Annotated in this window: 14 protein-coding genes; 10 read left to right on the top strand and 4 right to left on the bottom strand. The window is 71.4% G+C overall.

The window, feature by feature from the left end; translation table 11 throughout:
• Positions 1–7: 7 nt before the first annotated feature.
• Complete coding sequence (locus tag SD460_RS40755; RefSeq protein WP_086859537.1) at positions 8–211, bottom strand: hypothetical protein; 204 nt, start codon at positions 209–211, stop codon at positions 8–10.
• Between the two features lie 207 nt (positions 212–418).
• Between SD460_RS40755 and SD460_RS40750 the strand changes: the two genes are divergently transcribed.
• Positions 419–1,642, top strand: a complete 1,224-nt coding sequence (locus SD460_RS40750) for an NAD(P)/FAD-dependent oxidoreductase (RefSeq protein WP_290059922.1) — start codon at positions 419–421, stop codon at positions 1,640–1,642.
• 19 nt (positions 1,643–1,661) lie between these two features.
• On the opposite strand, the gene SD460_RS40745 is transcribed toward SD460_RS40750, so the two are convergent.
• Entirely contained in the window at positions 1,662–2,888 is a 1,227-nt protein-coding gene (locus SD460_RS40745) for a multidrug effflux MFS transporter (protein ID WP_290059921.1), read from the bottom strand.
• Between the two features lie 203 nt (positions 2,889–3,091).
• On the opposite strand from SD460_RS40745, the gene SD460_RS40740 reads away from it, so the two are divergent.
• Genes SD460_RS40740 through SD460_RS40715 form a run of 6 tightly spaced genes read left to right on the top strand, consistent with a single transcriptional unit; the run spans position 3,092 to position 9,569 of the window.
• Positions 3,092–3,943: a fumarylacetoacetate hydrolase family protein gene (locus SD460_RS40740; protein ID WP_290059919.1), complete on the top strand. Its 852-nt coding sequence runs from the start codon at positions 3,092–3,094 to the stop codon at positions 3,941–3,943.
• A 2-nt stretch (positions 3,944–3,945) separates the two neighbouring features.
• Positions 3,946–5,250 (top strand): enolase C-terminal domain-like protein, encoded by a 1,305-nt coding sequence (locus SD460_RS40735; protein WP_290059918.1) that lies wholly within the window; start codon positions 3,946–3,948, stop codon positions 5,248–5,250.
• Positions 5,243–5,989 (top strand): SDR family NAD(P)-dependent oxidoreductase, encoded by a 747-nt coding sequence (locus SD460_RS40730; protein ID WP_290059917.1) that lies wholly within the window; start codon positions 5,243–5,245, stop codon positions 5,987–5,989. Before SD460_RS40735 ends, SD460_RS40730 begins: the two co-directional genes overlap by 8 nt.
• Positions 5,990–6,025: 36 nt before the next feature.
• Entirely contained in the window at positions 6,026–7,066 is a 1,041-nt protein-coding gene (locus tag SD460_RS40725) for a sugar ABC transporter substrate-binding protein (protein ID WP_290059916.1), read from the top strand.
• Positions 7,063–8,559: a sugar ABC transporter ATP-binding protein gene (locus tag SD460_RS40720; protein ID WP_290059914.1), complete on the top strand. Its 1,497-nt coding sequence runs from the start codon at positions 7,063–7,065 to the stop codon at positions 8,557–8,559. Before SD460_RS40725 ends, SD460_RS40720 begins: the two co-directional genes overlap by 4 nt.
• Positions 8,556–9,569, top strand: coding sequence for an ABC transporter permease (locus tag SD460_RS40715; RefSeq protein ID WP_290059913.1), 1,014 nt, complete (start codon positions 8,556–8,558; stop codon positions 9,567–9,569). Before SD460_RS40720 ends, SD460_RS40715 begins: the two co-directional genes overlap by 4 nt.
• A 28-nt stretch (positions 9,570–9,597) precedes the next feature.
• Here the strand turns inward: SD460_RS40715 and SD460_RS40710 are convergent, their stop codons facing one another.
• A complete protein-coding gene (locus SD460_RS40710) occupies positions 9,598–10,320 on the bottom strand; it encodes a FadR/GntR family transcriptional regulator (protein ID WP_290059911.1) in 723 nt (240 codons plus the stop codon).
• An 80-nt stretch (positions 10,321–10,400) separates the two neighbouring features.
• Between SD460_RS40710 and SD460_RS40705 the strand changes: the two genes are divergently transcribed.
• The 3 genes from SD460_RS40705 to SD460_RS40695 are packed head-to-tail and all read left to right on the top strand — an operon-like array spanning position 10,401 to position 12,576.
• A complete protein-coding gene (locus SD460_RS40705; protein WP_290059910.1) occupies positions 10,401–10,754 on the top strand; it encodes an L-rhamnose mutarotase in 354 nt (117 codons plus the stop codon).
• A gap of 5 nt (positions 10,755–10,759) precedes the next feature.
• Positions 10,760–11,728 (top strand): aldo/keto reductase, encoded by a 969-nt coding sequence (locus SD460_RS40700; RefSeq protein WP_318307549.1) that lies wholly within the window; start codon positions 10,760–10,762, stop codon positions 11,726–11,728.
• Positions 11,725–12,576: an amidohydrolase family protein gene (locus tag SD460_RS40695; protein ID WP_290059907.1), complete on the top strand. Its 852-nt coding sequence runs from the start codon at positions 11,725–11,727 to the stop codon at positions 12,574–12,576. The genes SD460_RS40700 and SD460_RS40695 overlap by 4 nt, the downstream gene beginning before the upstream one ends.
• Before the next feature lie 31 nt (positions 12,577–12,607).
• Here the strand turns inward: SD460_RS40695 and shbA are convergent, their stop codons facing one another.
• The gene (gene shbA / locus SD460_RS40690) at positions 12,608–13,264 is read right to left on the bottom strand and encodes an RNA polymerase sigma factor ShbA (protein ID WP_438860672.1); all 657 of its coding nucleotides are present in this window, start codon (positions 13,262–13,264) and stop codon (positions 12,608–12,610) included.
• Positions 13,265–13,288: the final 24 nt, after the last annotated feature.

Here is a 13,288-nt window from a genome sequence, read left to right as displayed (position 1 = left end):
GTAGTTGTCAGGTTTGGGCCGTCTCGTCCGCCGTCGCGACAACAGCATCCCGCAACGCGGCCCGCAGCCGTCCGACGTCGAGCGGCCCGAGCACCGCCGCCTCGCCGGGTGGCGCGACCAGCACCACCTTGTCGTTGCTGACGAACACCGTCACGTCCCTGCGCCTGCCGGCCAGATCGCGGCAGCCGATCGACCACTCGCCCCGACTCATGGTCGCCGCCCTCCGAATTTCCTTCGTCGATCGTGCTTCGTGCGTGGGTGGGAGGGGGCCGTGGCGGCGCTATGACGCCGGTTCACCCGATCTGCCTACTCGTGGGTTTTGTCTTGCGCTTCGCGGATTTCCGGCGTATCCACCGGTCGTGGCGCGGCCGGTTCCGGAGTACCGTCCGCACCGTCTCGTCGTCGTGGGAGGTCGCTGATGTCGGAGCCGCGGAAGATCGTCGTCGTCGGTGCGGGACTGGGCGGGGCGTCCGCCGCGGCCGCGTTGCGAGAACGCGGTTACGCCGGTGACGTCCTGTTGATGGGCTCGGACCCGCACCGCCCGTACGAGCTGCCGCCGCTGTCGAAGGGCGTGCTCCAGGGCACCGCCGACGAACCCGACTGGGTGCACGAAGAGAAGTTCTACGCCGAGAAGGACATCCGCTTCAGCCCCGGCGTCACGGCGACCCGCGTCGAGCTGGGCGCCCGCCTGGTCCTCGACGACACCGGCGGCGAGCACCGCTACGACCGCCTGGTCCTCGCGACCGGCTCCCGCCCGCGGTCGCTGCCGGTCCCGGGCGGCGACCTGCCCGGGCTGTACACGCTGCGGACCCTGGACGACGCGCTGAAGCTGCGTTCGGCGTTCGCGGAGGCGGAGCGGGTGGTCATCGTCGGCGCCGGCTGGATCGGCTCCGAGGCGGCCGCGGCGGCCCGCACGCACGACGCGGACGTGACGGTGGTCGACCCGGTCCCGGTCCCGCTGGCGAACGTCATCGGCGAGACGATCGGTGGCGTCTTCCGCGACCTGCACGTTTCCCACGGCGTGCACTACCGCCTCGGCGAGCAGGTCGCGGAGATCACGGGCGGCCCGGACGGCGTCCGCGGCGTCCGGCTTGGCAACGGCGAAGAGTTGCTGGCGGACGTGGTCCTGGTCGCGGTCGGCGCGGCCCCGCGGGTGGAGCTGGCCCACGCGGCGGGCCTGGAACTGTCCGACGACGGCGGCGTCAGCGTGGACGCGGGCCTGCGCACGGCGGCCCCGGACGTGTACGCGGTGGGCGACATCGCGGCCCACTTCCACCCGCGCTACGGGCGTCGCATCCGGGTGGAGCACTGGGCGAACGCGAAGGACCAGGGCGCGCACGTGGCGCGGAACCTGCTGGGGGAGAACGAGCCTTTCCTGGCCTCGCCGTACTTCTTCACCGACCAGTACGACCTGGGGTGCGAGTACCGCGGTCTCGCGGACCCGGCGTCGGACGAGCTGGTGGTGCGAGGAGACCTGGCATCGCGGGAGTTCACGGCGTTCTGGCTCCGCGACGGCGAAGTCGCGGCGGCGATGAACGTGAACATGTGGGACGACGGCGACGCGCTGAGCGCGCTGGTCGACGGCCGCGCGAAGGTGACGGCGGAGCAGCTCAAGACGGCGGAATTGGCCTCGCTGACCTGAAGAGGGCCCCGTTCGGGAATCAGGCTTCGCCGATCAAACCGGCGGGCTGACTTTTCCGCGTCAGCACCAGGTAGGCCACCAAAGCCAAAACCGCGAACCCCGCCATGGTCGCCGCCATCGGCACCGCGGTGCCCGGCCCGCCCAGTCCCACCAAAGGCGTCGCCGCCGCGCCCACCACGAACTGCAGCACCCCCAGCAACGCCGAGGCCGCCCCCGCCGACCGGGCGTGCGAGGCCAGCGCCAGCGAACTCGCGTTCGGCATCACCAGCCCGATGCTCGACACCAGCAGGAACAACGACACCAGCAGCAACGCCAGCGGCGCCCGGAACACCGCCGACGCCAGCACGAACGCCCCGCCGACGACGCCGAGCAGCAGCCCTGACGACAACAACGCCCGCTCGGACACCCGGCCGACGAGCCGTCCGTTGAGCTGGCCCGCCAGCACGATGCCGACGCCGTTGACGCCGAAGACCACGCTGTACGCCTGCGGACTGAGCCCGTACACGCCCTGCAGCGCGAACGACGACCCCGAGATGTAGGCGAACATCGACGCGAACAGCAGCCCCGACGCCAGCGCGTACCCCGCGAACGACCGATCGGCCACCAGCCGCCCGTACGTCCGCATCACCTGGCCCAGCCGCGCGGGGACCCGGACCGGGGACGGCTCCGGCAGGAAGAACACCACCACCGCCAGCAGCACCGCGCCGAACACCGTCAGCGCGACGAACACCCCGCGCCAGGACGTCCAGTTCAGCAGCTGCCCGCCGATCAGCGGGGCCAGGATCGGGGCCAGGCCGCTGACCAGCATCAGCGTCGAGAAGAACTTCGTCATCGCGGTGCCGGAGTAGAGGTCGCGGACGGTGGCCCGCGCGATGACGACGCCCGCGGCCGCGCCGAGTGACTGGACGAACCGGGCGCCGACCAGCAGCCACGCGTCCGGGCTCACCGCGCACAGCACCGAACCCACGACGTAGAGCACGAGCCCCGCGAGCAGCGGGCGGCGGCGGCCCAGCGCGTCCGACAGCGGGCCGAGCACCAGCTGGCCCAGTGCCAGTCCGACGATGAACGCGCTCAGCGTCAGCTGGACCGTCGAGTCCGCCGCGCGCAGGTCCTCGGCCATCCGGGGGAGGGCGGGCAGGTACATGTCGATCGACAGCGGCCCGAACGCCGAGAGACCACCCAGGATGAGGACGAACTTCAGCTGCGCGCGCCTGCTGGTCGCGGTACGTTCCGCCGTGGTGGTCATCGGCCTCCTCCCGGTCCTGGTTCCGACCAGCGACGCCGGCGCCGGTGCTATTCCGGCTGTGATCGGTGACACCCCGTGCTCAAACGAGCATGAACCGATACTGATCCGACCAATTTCCGGTCGATTCGCCGCTGACTCTAGATCGAGGCTCGCGACTGCGATATACATCGGATGTCTGGTCGGTGTGGGTGAAGGGAACTTCCGTGCAGCTAGTGCGCCTCGGAGAGCCGGGAAGCGAGCGTCCGTTCGTGCGGGACGGCGACGGCACCACCTACGAGCTGGGCGGGCTGACCGCCGACGTCGACGGCGGCTTCTTCGCCGCGGACGGGATCGCGCGCGCGGCCGCCGCGCTCGCCGCCGGGGAGCTGCCGAGAGCCGATGTCGAGGGCCTGCGCGTGGGCTCGCCGATCGCCCAGCCCGGCAAGGTCGTCTGCATCGGCATGAACTACCGCCGCCACGCCGAGGAAACCGGCGCGACCCCGCCCACCGAGCCGGTCGTCTTCATGAAGGCGCCGGACGTCGTGGTCGGCCCCGGCGACGACGTCCTCATCCCGCGTGGCTCGGCCAGCACGGACTGGGAGGTCGAGCTCGGCGTCGTCATCGGCAAGACCGCCCGCTACCTCGGCAGCGTCGAGGAGGCCCTGGAGCACGTCGCCGGCTACGTCGTGTCGAACGACGTCTCCGAGCGCGAGCTGCAGTTCCGCACCGCCCAGTGGGACAAGGGCAAGTCCTGCGAGAACTTCAACCCGCTCGGCCCGGTGCTGGTGCCGGCGGGCGAGGTGCCGGACCCGCAGGACCTCGGCCTGCGCCTGTGGATCAACGGCGAGAAGAAGCAGGATTCGAGCACCAAGGACATGATCTTCTCCGTGGCCGAGATCGTCCACCACCTGAGCCAGGTCATGGTGCTGCGCCCCGGCGACCTGATCAACACCGGCACGCCCGAAGGCGTCGCGCTCGGGCAGCCCGACCCGAAGCCGTACCTGCGCGACGGCGACGTGATCGAGCTCGAGATCGACGGCCTCGGGCGCCAGCGCCAGGTCGCGAGGCAGGCCTGACCATGGCGAAGATCATCGGCATGGAGGTCCTCGACGTCCGGTTCCCGACGTCCCGGGAGCTCGACGGCTCGGACGCGATGAACCCCGATCCGGACTACTCCGCGGCCTACGTCGTGCTGCACACCGACGGCGGCCCGGACGGCTACGGCCTCGCGTTCACCATCGGCCGCGGCAACGACGTCCAGGCCGCCGCCATCCGCGCGCTCGCCCCGCACGTCGTCGGCCGGGACGTCCCGGAGGACGCGGCCGCGCTCGGCGACCTGTCCCGCACGCTCGTCGGCGACTCGCAGTTCCGCTGGCTGGGCCCGGAAAAGGGCGTCGCGCACATGGCCGTCGGGGCGGTGGTCAACGCCGCGTGGGACCTCGCCGCGCGCCGCGCCGGCCTCCCGGTCTGGCGGTTCGCGGCGCGGATGACCCCGGAAGAACTGGTCTCCCTCGTGGACTTCCGGTACCTGTCCGACGCGCTGACCGAGGCCGAAGCCCTGGAGATCCTGCGCGCCGCCGAGCCGGGCCGCGAAGAGCGCGCGAACCAGCTCGAAGCGCACGGCTACCGCGCCTACAGCACGTCACCCGGCTGGCTCGGGTACGCCGACGCGAAGCTCGTGCGGCTCGCCGAGCAGGCCGTCGCGGACGGCTTCGGGATGATCAAGCTCAAGGTCGGCGGCAACCTCGGGGACGACGTCCGCCGGATGAAGCTGGCCCGCGAGACGGTCGGCGACGGCATCCGCATCGCCGTCGACGCCAACCAGCGCTGGGACGTCTCCGCCGCGGTCGACTGGATGACCGAGCTCGCGCCGTACGACCCGTACTGGATCGAGGAGCCGACGTCCCCGGACGACGTCCTCGGCCACGCGGCGATCGCGAAAGCGCTTGCGCCGATCCGCGTCGCCACCGGCGAGCACGTCCAGAACCGCGTCGTCTTCAAGCAGCTCCTGCAGGCCGGCGCGATTTCGGTGCTGCAGCTGGACGCCGCCCGCGTCGGCGGCTTCAACGAGAACCTGGCGATCCTGCTGCTGGCCGCCAAGTTCGGCGTGCCGGTGTGCCCGCACGCCGGCGGGGTCGGGCTCTGCGAGCTCGTCCGGCACCTGTCGATGTTCGACTTCGTGGCGGTGTCGGGCACCGACGCGGACCGGTCCATCGAGTGGGTCGACCACCTGCACGAGCACTTCACCGACCCGGCCGTCGTCGAGCGCGGCCGGTACCTCGCCCCGACCGTACCCGGGTTCTCCGCGCGCATGCACGACGCCACGCTGCGCCGGTTCCGGTTCCCGGACGGTCCCGAGTGGACGGAGACCGCAAGTGAGTGAATTCGAGGGCCTGGTCGCCGCCGTCACCGGAGGCGCATCGGGCATCGGCAAGGCGGTGGCGGACCTGCTGACCGCGCGCGGTGCCCAGGTGGCGGCGCTCGACCTGAAGCCGGGCGACGACGGCATCCGCTGCGACGTCTCCTCCGACGACGAAGTCCGGTCGGCGATCGACGCCGTCGTCGAACGCTTCGGGCGCCTCGACATCCTGGTCAACAACGCCGGCATCGGCGCGCAGGGCGACGTCACGGGCAACGACGACGACGAATGGCACCGCGTGTTCGACGTCAACGTCGTCGGCATGGTCCGGCTCGCCCGGGCCGCGTTGCCGCACCTCAAGGAGTCGCCGTCCGCGGCGATCGTCAACACCTGCTCCATCGCGGCCTGGGCCGGCCTGCCCCACCGCGCGCTGTACTCGGCCAGCAAGGGTGCGGTGCTCTCGCTGACCCTGGCCATGGCGACCGACCACCTGCCGGACGGGATCCGCGTCAACTGCGTGTGCCCCGGCACGGCGGACACCCCCTGGGTGGGCCGTCTCCTCGACGCCGCCGCCGACCCGGCGGCCGAACGCGCGGCCCTCGCGGCACGCCAGCCGATGGGCCGGCTGGTCACCGCCGAGGAGGTCGCGAACGCCGTCGCCTACCTCGCCAGCCCGCTTTCCGCGTCCACCACCGGCACCGCGCTCGCGGTCGACGGTGGCATGTACGGCCTGCGTCCGCGCGGCCCCGTGCACCACGACTAGAAGACTTGATTCCCCGCCGTCATCAAGGAGGATGCTGTGCGCACGAAGGTGATCAAGGTGGCCGCCGTCGCCGCCTGCGGCCTGGTACTGGCCGCCTGCGGGTCCACTAAGGACAATGCGTCGGCGCCCGCGGCGGGTGGCGGTTCCGGCGGCAAGGTCGGCGCGACCCTCCCCCTGCTGACCTCGCCGTTTTGGCAGGCCTACAACAACTACGTCCCGCAGATGGCCAAGTCCGAGGGCGTCGACGTCCTCCCGACGGTCAACGCCGACAGCGACCCGGCCAAGCTGATCACCGACATCGGCACCTTCCTCAACCAGGGCGTCAAGGGCCTGGTCGTCACGCCGCTGGACTCCGCCGCGATCGTCGCCGGGCTCAAGCAGGCCGAGAACAAGGGCGTCCCGGTCGTCGCCGTGGACGTCGCCCCCGAGAGCGGCAAGGTCGCCATGGTCGTGCGGGCTGACAACAAGGCGTACGGCACCAAGGCGTGCGACGCGATCGGCGCGAAGGTCAAGTCCGGCAAGGTCGTGCAGATCATGGGCGACCTCGCGTCGGTCAACGGCCGTGACCGCTCGGAAGCCTTCCGCGACTGCATGAAAGCCAAGTACCCCGGCGTCCAGGTGCTGGAGATCCCGGCCGAGTGGAAGGCCGACAAGGCGTCCTCCGGACTGGACAGCATGCTGACCGCCAACCCGGACATCAAGGGCGTCTACATGCAGGCCGGCGGTGTCTACCTGGCTCCGACCGAGCAGGCCCTCAAGCGCAAGAACCTGTTCTTCCCGGTCGGGGACCCGAAGCACATCGTGCTCGTGTCCAACGACGGCATCCCGCAGGAGCTGGCCGCGATCCGGGCCGGCGAGCTGGACGCCACCGTGTCCCAGCCGGCCGACGCCTACGCGAAGTACGGCCTGTACTGGCTGAAGAAGGCCATGGCGGGCGAGACGTTCAAGCCGGGCCCGACCGACCACGACAGCACGATCGTCGAGATCAGCCCCGGCATCCTCGAGGACCAGCTGCCCGCGCCCGTCATCACCAAGGACAACGTGGACGACAAGGCCCTGTGGGGGAACAACCTGTGACCCCGGTCGTCAGCGCCCGCGGCGTCGGGAAGCGCTACGGCCCGACCGTGGCGCTGCACGACGTCAGCCTCACCGTGCACGCCGGCGAGTCGCACGCGCTCGTCGGGCGCAACGGGGCCGGCAAGTCGACGCTCGTCTCCATCCTCACCGGCCTGTCCGCCACGGACACCGGGCACGTCGAGTTCGGCGGCGAGCCGGCCCCGCCACTGTCCAAACAGGACGACTGGAAGGCGCGCGTCGCCTGCGTCTACCAGCACGCGATGGTCGTCCCGCAGCTCACCGTCGCCGAGAACCTGTTCCTGAACCGGCAGGCGGGCGGCGGGTTCTCGATCGGCTGGAAGTCGTTGCGGCGCAAGGCCCGCGAGCTGCTCGACTCGTGGGACGTGCACGTCGACGTCGACACGCCCGCGGGGGAGCTGTCGGTCGAGGACCGGCAGTTCGTCGAGATCGCCCGCGCGCTGTCCTACGGCGCCCGGTTCATCGTCCTCGACGAGCCGACCGCGCAGCTCGACAGCCAGGCCATCGAGCGGCTGTTCGAGCGGATGCGCCAGATGCAGGCGGGCGGGGTGACGTTCCTGTTCATCTCGCACCACCTGCACGAGGTGTACGAGGTCTGCCAGGCCGTCACGGTGCTGCGCGACGCGAAGCACGTGCTCACCGCGCCGGTGTCCGAGGTCGGTCGCGCGGAGCTCGTCGACGCGATGACCGGCGAACCCGGCGGCCTTTCGGTCCGTGACGCCGCTTCCCGGGAGTCCCTCGAAGACGACGCGGCGGAGATCCTGGCGGTCGACGGGCTGTCCGGCGACGGCTTCCGGGACGTCTCGTTCCGGCTCCGGCGCGGCGAGGTCGTCGGGCTCGCGGGCAGCAACGCCAGCGGGAAGCACCAGGTCGCCGAGACCGTCTACGGCCTGCGGACGCCGTCGGCGGGCACCATCCGCGTCGACGGCGAGCCGCTGCGGCCGGGCGACATCCCGGCGGCGCTGCGGGCCGGGATCGGCTGCGTGCCGCGCGACCGGCACCACGAAGGCCTGGTGCTGGAGCACTCCATCGCGGACAACACCACGCTGTCCATTTTGGACAAGCTCGGCCGCGGCGGGATCGCGTCGCCTGCCACCCGGCACGCCAAGGCGTCGCAGGCGTTGAAGGACTACGACATCGTGGCCGCGGGCGCCGAGCAGCCCGTGTCCGACCTGTCCGGCGGCAACCAGCAGAAGGTCGTGCTGGCGCGGGCCCTGGTCAGCGACCCGCGGATCGTGGTGCTGATCAACCCGACCGCCGGCGTGGACGTGAAGTCGAAGGAGGCGCTGCTCGCGGTCGTGGACCGGGTGCGCGCCGAAGGCAAGGCGGTGCTGATCGTCAGCGACGAGCTCGACGACCTGCGCCTGAGCGACCGGGTCCTGGTGCTGCGCGCCGGGGCCGTGGTCGCCGAGCACCAGGCCGGGTGGTCCGACGGCGACCTCGTGGCCGACATCGAAGGAGTCGAGCTTTCGTGACCGAAGTGATGACCTCTCCGCAAACGGAGCTGCCCGCGCCGCCGCGGCGCCGCAAAGCCGTCTGGCTGCGTGAACTCGCGCTCTTGCCCGCGCTGATCGTGGTGTTCGTGATCGGCGGCCTGGTCGACGACACGTTCGTCGGCTGGAGCAACATCGTCAGCATCCTGACCGCGTCGGCGGCGCTGTCGCTGGTCGTGCTCGGCGAGTCGCTCGTGCTGATCACCGGGAAGTTCGACCTGTCGCTCGAATCCACGATGGGTCTCGCGCCCGCGCTGGGCGCGATGGTCGTGATCCCGGCGGCGTCGGCCGGCTTCGGCGTCGAACTGCCCGCCGCGATCGGCCTGCTGATCATCCCGCTGTGCGGCGCGCTGGTCGGGTTCGTCAACGGCTTCCTGATCGTGAAGCTGAAGTTGAACGCCTTCATCGTGACGCTGGCGATGCTCACCGTGCTCCGCGGTGTGCAGGTCGGCTCGACCAAGGGCAAGACGCTGTTCAACCTGCCGGACTCGTTCACGAACCTGGCGACGACGACGTTCGCCGGGCTGCCGATGTCGGTGTGGCTGGCCGCGGTGCTGTTCGCGATCGCCGGCTGGGTGCTGCGCTACCACCGCGTCGGCCGTGCGCTGTACGCGATCGGCGGCAACCGCGAAGCCGCGCGGGCGGCGGGCGTGCGCGTCGACCGCATCGCGTGGGCGGTGTTCGTCGTGGCCGGGATCCTGGCGGCGATCGGCGGGCTCGCGTACACCGGTTACGTCGGCGCGCTGGGCGCGAACCAGGGCTCCGGGCTGATCCTGCAGGTGTTCGCGGCCGCGGTGATCGGCGGCGTCTCGCTCGACGGCGGCAAGGGCACCCTGGTCGGCGCCCTCACCGGCGTCCTGCTGCTGTCTTCGGTGTCGAGCCTGCTCAACTACGCCCACGTGACGGCGGAGTGGCAGGGCGCGATCTACGGCGCGATCATCCTGGTGGCGCTGATCATCGCCCGGTACGCGGGCGGAAAGCCCCAGACCTGATGGTCACCCCGTGATCATCGGATCACTGTCAGGAAGCTTCCGCGGCGGATTCGTCGGCGGCCGTCGGGTCGTCCGCGGTGCCGAGCGCGTTGCGCAGCCACTGCTCGACGCCCGCGACGTGCACGGTCGCCCACGAGCGCGCCAGCTCCGGCTCGCGCGCGGCGATGGCCTCGTAGATCGCCGAGTGCTGCTCGCGGGTCTTCGCGACCGCGCCCTCCTGGGTGAGGCCGCGCCAGATCCGGGCGCGGGCGGTCGGCCCCGAAAGACTGTCGAGCAGCGAACAGAGCACGGGGTTGCCGGAGCCGTCGGCGATCTTGCGGTGGAACTGGAGGTCGTTGGCGACCAGCGCCTCGACGGTCGGCGAGTCCTCCAGCTCCCCGAGCAGCTGGCCCAGTTCGGTGATGTCGTCGTCGCTCATGTGCAGCGCGGCCAGCGCGGTCGCGGCCGGCTCGAGGATCCGCCGCACGGCGAGGAAGTCGAGCACGGTGTCGTCGCGGTGGAAGTCGACCACGAACGTCATCGCGTCGAGCAGCAGGTTCGGCTCGAGGCTCGTGACGTACGTGCCGTCGCCCTGGCGGACGTCGAGCACCCTGATCAGGCACAACGCCTTGACGGCTTCCCGCAGGGAGCTGCGCGAGAGCCCGAGCCGCTGGGCCAGCTCGGCCTCCTTCGGCAGCCGGTCGCCCGGCGCCAGCTCGCCGGAGATGATCATGTCCTTGATCTTGTCGATCGCGACATCGGTGACGGGCATCGCGTCCGTCCTCCCTGCACCAGACCTCGGATGTTTCGGTGTTCTTCCCCAGCGTGCCATGTCCCGGCCAAGGAGTGGTGATGACCCACCAACGCGAACCTCACAGTGTCTCCAAAAGAGTGGTGGCGCTCCATACTCGGTTGAAGCCAGGGAAGGAAGCCGAGTACGAGTCCGTCCACGCCGTCATCCCGCCCGAGCTGGACACGGCGTTGCGCGAAGCCGGTGTCCGCACCTGGCGGATCTGGCGTAACGGTCTCGACCTCTTCCACGTCGTCGAAGTCGACGACTACGCGGCGATGCGCGCGGCGTTGCGGGACCATCCCGCCAACGTCCCGTGGCAGGCCAGGATGGCCGAGCTGCTGGCCGTCGAAGACGACTACTCCGGCGGCGACACCGGCATCGGGCTGGTCTGGGAACTGCCGGAAAAGGAGTGACGGCGTTGGAACTCTCCCTGTCCCCGCTCGGTCTCGGCTGCGCGCAGCTGGGCAACCTCTACCACGCGATCAGCGACGAAACCGCGGCCGCGACCGTCCGCCGCGCGTGGGACGAGGGCATCCGGTACTTCGACACCGCGCCGCACTACGGCCTCGGCCTCTCGGAAACCCGCCTCGGCGCGGCGCTGCGCGCGTACCCCCGCGACGAGTACGTGCTTTCGACGAAGGTCGGCCGCGTGCTCGAACCGGACCCGGGTGGTGCCGCGCGGCAGGATGACCAGGGCTTCGCCGTCCCGGCCGCGTACCGGCGCCGGTGGGACTTCAGCCGCGACGGCGTCCTGCGGTCCTTGGAGGACAGCTTGGGCCGGCTCGGGCTCGACCGCGTCGACGTCGTCTACGTGCACGACCCCGACGACCACTTCGAGGAAGCCGTGCGCGGCGCCTTCCCGGCGTTGCGCGAGCTGCGGGAGCAGGGGGTCATCGGCGCGTTCGGCGCCGGGATGAACCAGGCGCCGATGCTCGCCGAGTTCGTCCGCCGCACCGATCTCGACGTCCTGCTGGTGGCCGGCCGCTACACGTTGCTGGACCAGCCGGCGCTGGACGAGCTGCTGCCGCTCTGCCTCGACCGCGGGGTTCGCGTGGTTGCCGGCGGGGCGTTCAACGGCGGCATCCTGGCGACGGCCGAGCCGGGGCGCGTCTACGACTACGCCGAGGCCCCGGCGGAACTCGTCGAGCGGGCCGGGAAGATCGCCGAGGTCTGCGCGCGGCACGGCGTCGAGCTGCCGGAAGCGGCGCTGGCGCTGCCGATGGCGCACCCCGCGGTGGCGTCGGTCGTGGTTGGCGCGCACGATCCTTTTCAGGTCAGTGTCAACGCGCGCCGGGCGAGGGCGGTCGTGCCGCCGGAGCTGTGGACCGAACTCGTCGACGCCGGCCTGCTGCGCCCCGACGTCGTCCTCGCCGAAGGAGTTTCATGATCGACGCGCACCACCACCTGTGGGACCCGTCGCGACGCGATTACCCGTGGATGGCGGGTGCGGCGCTCGACCCGATCCGCCGTCCGTACACCGTGGACGACCTGCGCGCGGTGACGAAGGCGGCGCGCGTGCACGCGACGATCCTGGTCCAGACGGTGTCGTCGGCTTCGGAGACCGAGGAGTTCCTGGCGATCGCCGCCGCGGAGCCGCTCATCGCCGGCGTTGTCGGCTGGGTGGACCTCGAAGCCCCGGACGTCGCGGACCGGCTGGCGGCCTTGCCGGGGCCGCTGGTCGGGATCCGGCACCAGGTGGAGACCGAGCCGGACGCCGGGTGGCTGCTGCGCCCGCCGGTGCTGGCCGGGCTCGAAGCGGTGGCGTCGGCGGGGCTGACGTACGACCTGCTCGTGCGCGCCGACCAGTTGCCCGCGGCCGCGGCGCTGGCGGACCGGCTGCCGGAGCTGCGGCTGGTGCTGGACCACGCGGCCAAGCCGCCGATCGCGGCGCGGGAGTGGGAGCCGTGGGCGTCCGGCGTGGCCGCGCTGGCCGCGCGCGAGAACGTCGTGTGCAAGCTGTCGGGCCTGGTCACGGAGGCGGACTGGACCGGGTGGGAGGTCGCGCACCTGCGCCGGTACGTGGACCACGTGCTGGACGAGTTCGGCCCGGACCGGCTGCTGTTCGGCTCGGACTGGCCGGTCTGCGAGCTGGCGGCGTCCTACGAGCTGGTCGTGGACGCGGCGATCGCGCTGACGGGCGGGCTGTCGGACGCGGAGCGGCTGGCCGTCTTCGAGCACAACGCCCGGACGGCCTACGCGCTGGATGCGGGCGGGGAGACCTCTTCCAGGGGGTAAAAGAGGTTTCCCCGCCCGCCGCTCGGGAGGTCTAGAACTCGTCGTCGCTGATCATGCCGCGCAGGCGGGTCAGCGCGCGGTGCTGCGTCACGCGCACGTTGCCCGGCGAGATGCCGAGCGCTTCGGCGGTCTCCTGCGCGGAGAAGCCGACGGCGATGCGCAGGGTCAGGATCTCCTGCTGCACCCGCGGCAGCGAGGCGAGGAGCCGGCCGAGGCGCGCGCCGAGGTCGAGGTGCAGGGCGTGGGACTCGGGCTCGTTGCCGGCGACGAGCGGGCGCTCCGGGAGCTCGGGGACGGGCTCGGAGCGGTCGCGGGCGACGGCGCGGTAGGCGTCGGCGACCTTGTTGGCCGCGATCGCGTGCACGAGGTAGAGGAACGAGCCGCCGCGGTCCTGGTAATCGGGAAGGGCCTTCAACACCGCGAGGCAGACTTCCTGGGCGACGTCGTCGGCCGAGAGGTAGGAGAGGTCGCGCCCGCCCATGCGCGCGCGGCAGTAGCGGACCACGACCGGCTCGATCATCTGGAGCAGGGAGTGGATCGCCGCGGGGTTCCCCTCGCCCGCGTCCTTCACCAGGGGGTCGAGGTCCTCCTTGGTGAGGCGCCCGCTGGGCCTCGGCAATGACTCCGGAGTGCGATAATCGCGAACGTCCGAAGCGGGTTCTTCGGTGGTACTCGGCGGTGCTGTCATGGTCGTCTCCCCGGCCGACCCTCG

The organism is Amycolatopsis solani (genome assembly GCF_033441515.1).
GTDB classification, from domain to species: Bacteria; Actinomycetota; Actinomycetes; order Mycobacteriales; family Pseudonocardiaceae; genus Amycolatopsis; species Amycolatopsis solani.
This window is presented reverse-complemented; position numbering and strand designations above follow the sequence as displayed.

What these genes read in the sequence shown, in the direction of transcription:
- SD460_RS40755 (WP_086859537.1), bottom strand. Translation starts at nt 211, where the DNA reads ATGAGTCGGGGCGAGTGGTCGATCGGCTGCCGCGATCTGGCCGGCAGG.
- SD460_RS40750 (WP_290059922.1), top strand. Translation starts at nt 419, where the DNA reads ATGTCGGAGCCGCGGAAGATCGTCGTCGTCGGTGCGGGACTGGGCGGG.
- SD460_RS40745 (WP_290059921.1), bottom strand. Translation starts at nt 2,888, where the DNA reads ATGACCACCACGGCGGAACGTACCGCGACCAGCAGGCGCGCGCAGCTG.
- SD460_RS40735 (WP_290059918.1), top strand. Translation starts at nt 3,946, where the DNA reads ATGGCGAAGATCATCGGCATGGAGGTCCTCGACGTCCGGTTCCCGACG.
- SD460_RS40710 (WP_290059911.1), bottom strand. Translation starts at nt 10,320, where the DNA reads ATGCCCGTCACCGATGTCGCGATCGACAAGATCAAGGACATGATCATC.
- SD460_RS40705 (WP_290059910.1), top strand. Translation starts at nt 10,401, where the DNA reads ATGACCCACCAACGCGAACCTCACAGTGTCTCCAAAAGAGTGGTGGCG.
- SD460_RS40695 (WP_290059907.1), top strand. Translation starts at nt 11,725, where the DNA reads ATGATCGACGCGCACCACCACCTGTGGGACCCGTCGCGACGCGATTAC.
- shbA (WP_438860672.1), bottom strand. Translation starts at nt 13,264, where the DNA reads ATGACAGCACCGCCGAGTACCACCGAAGAACCCGCTTCGGACGTTCGC.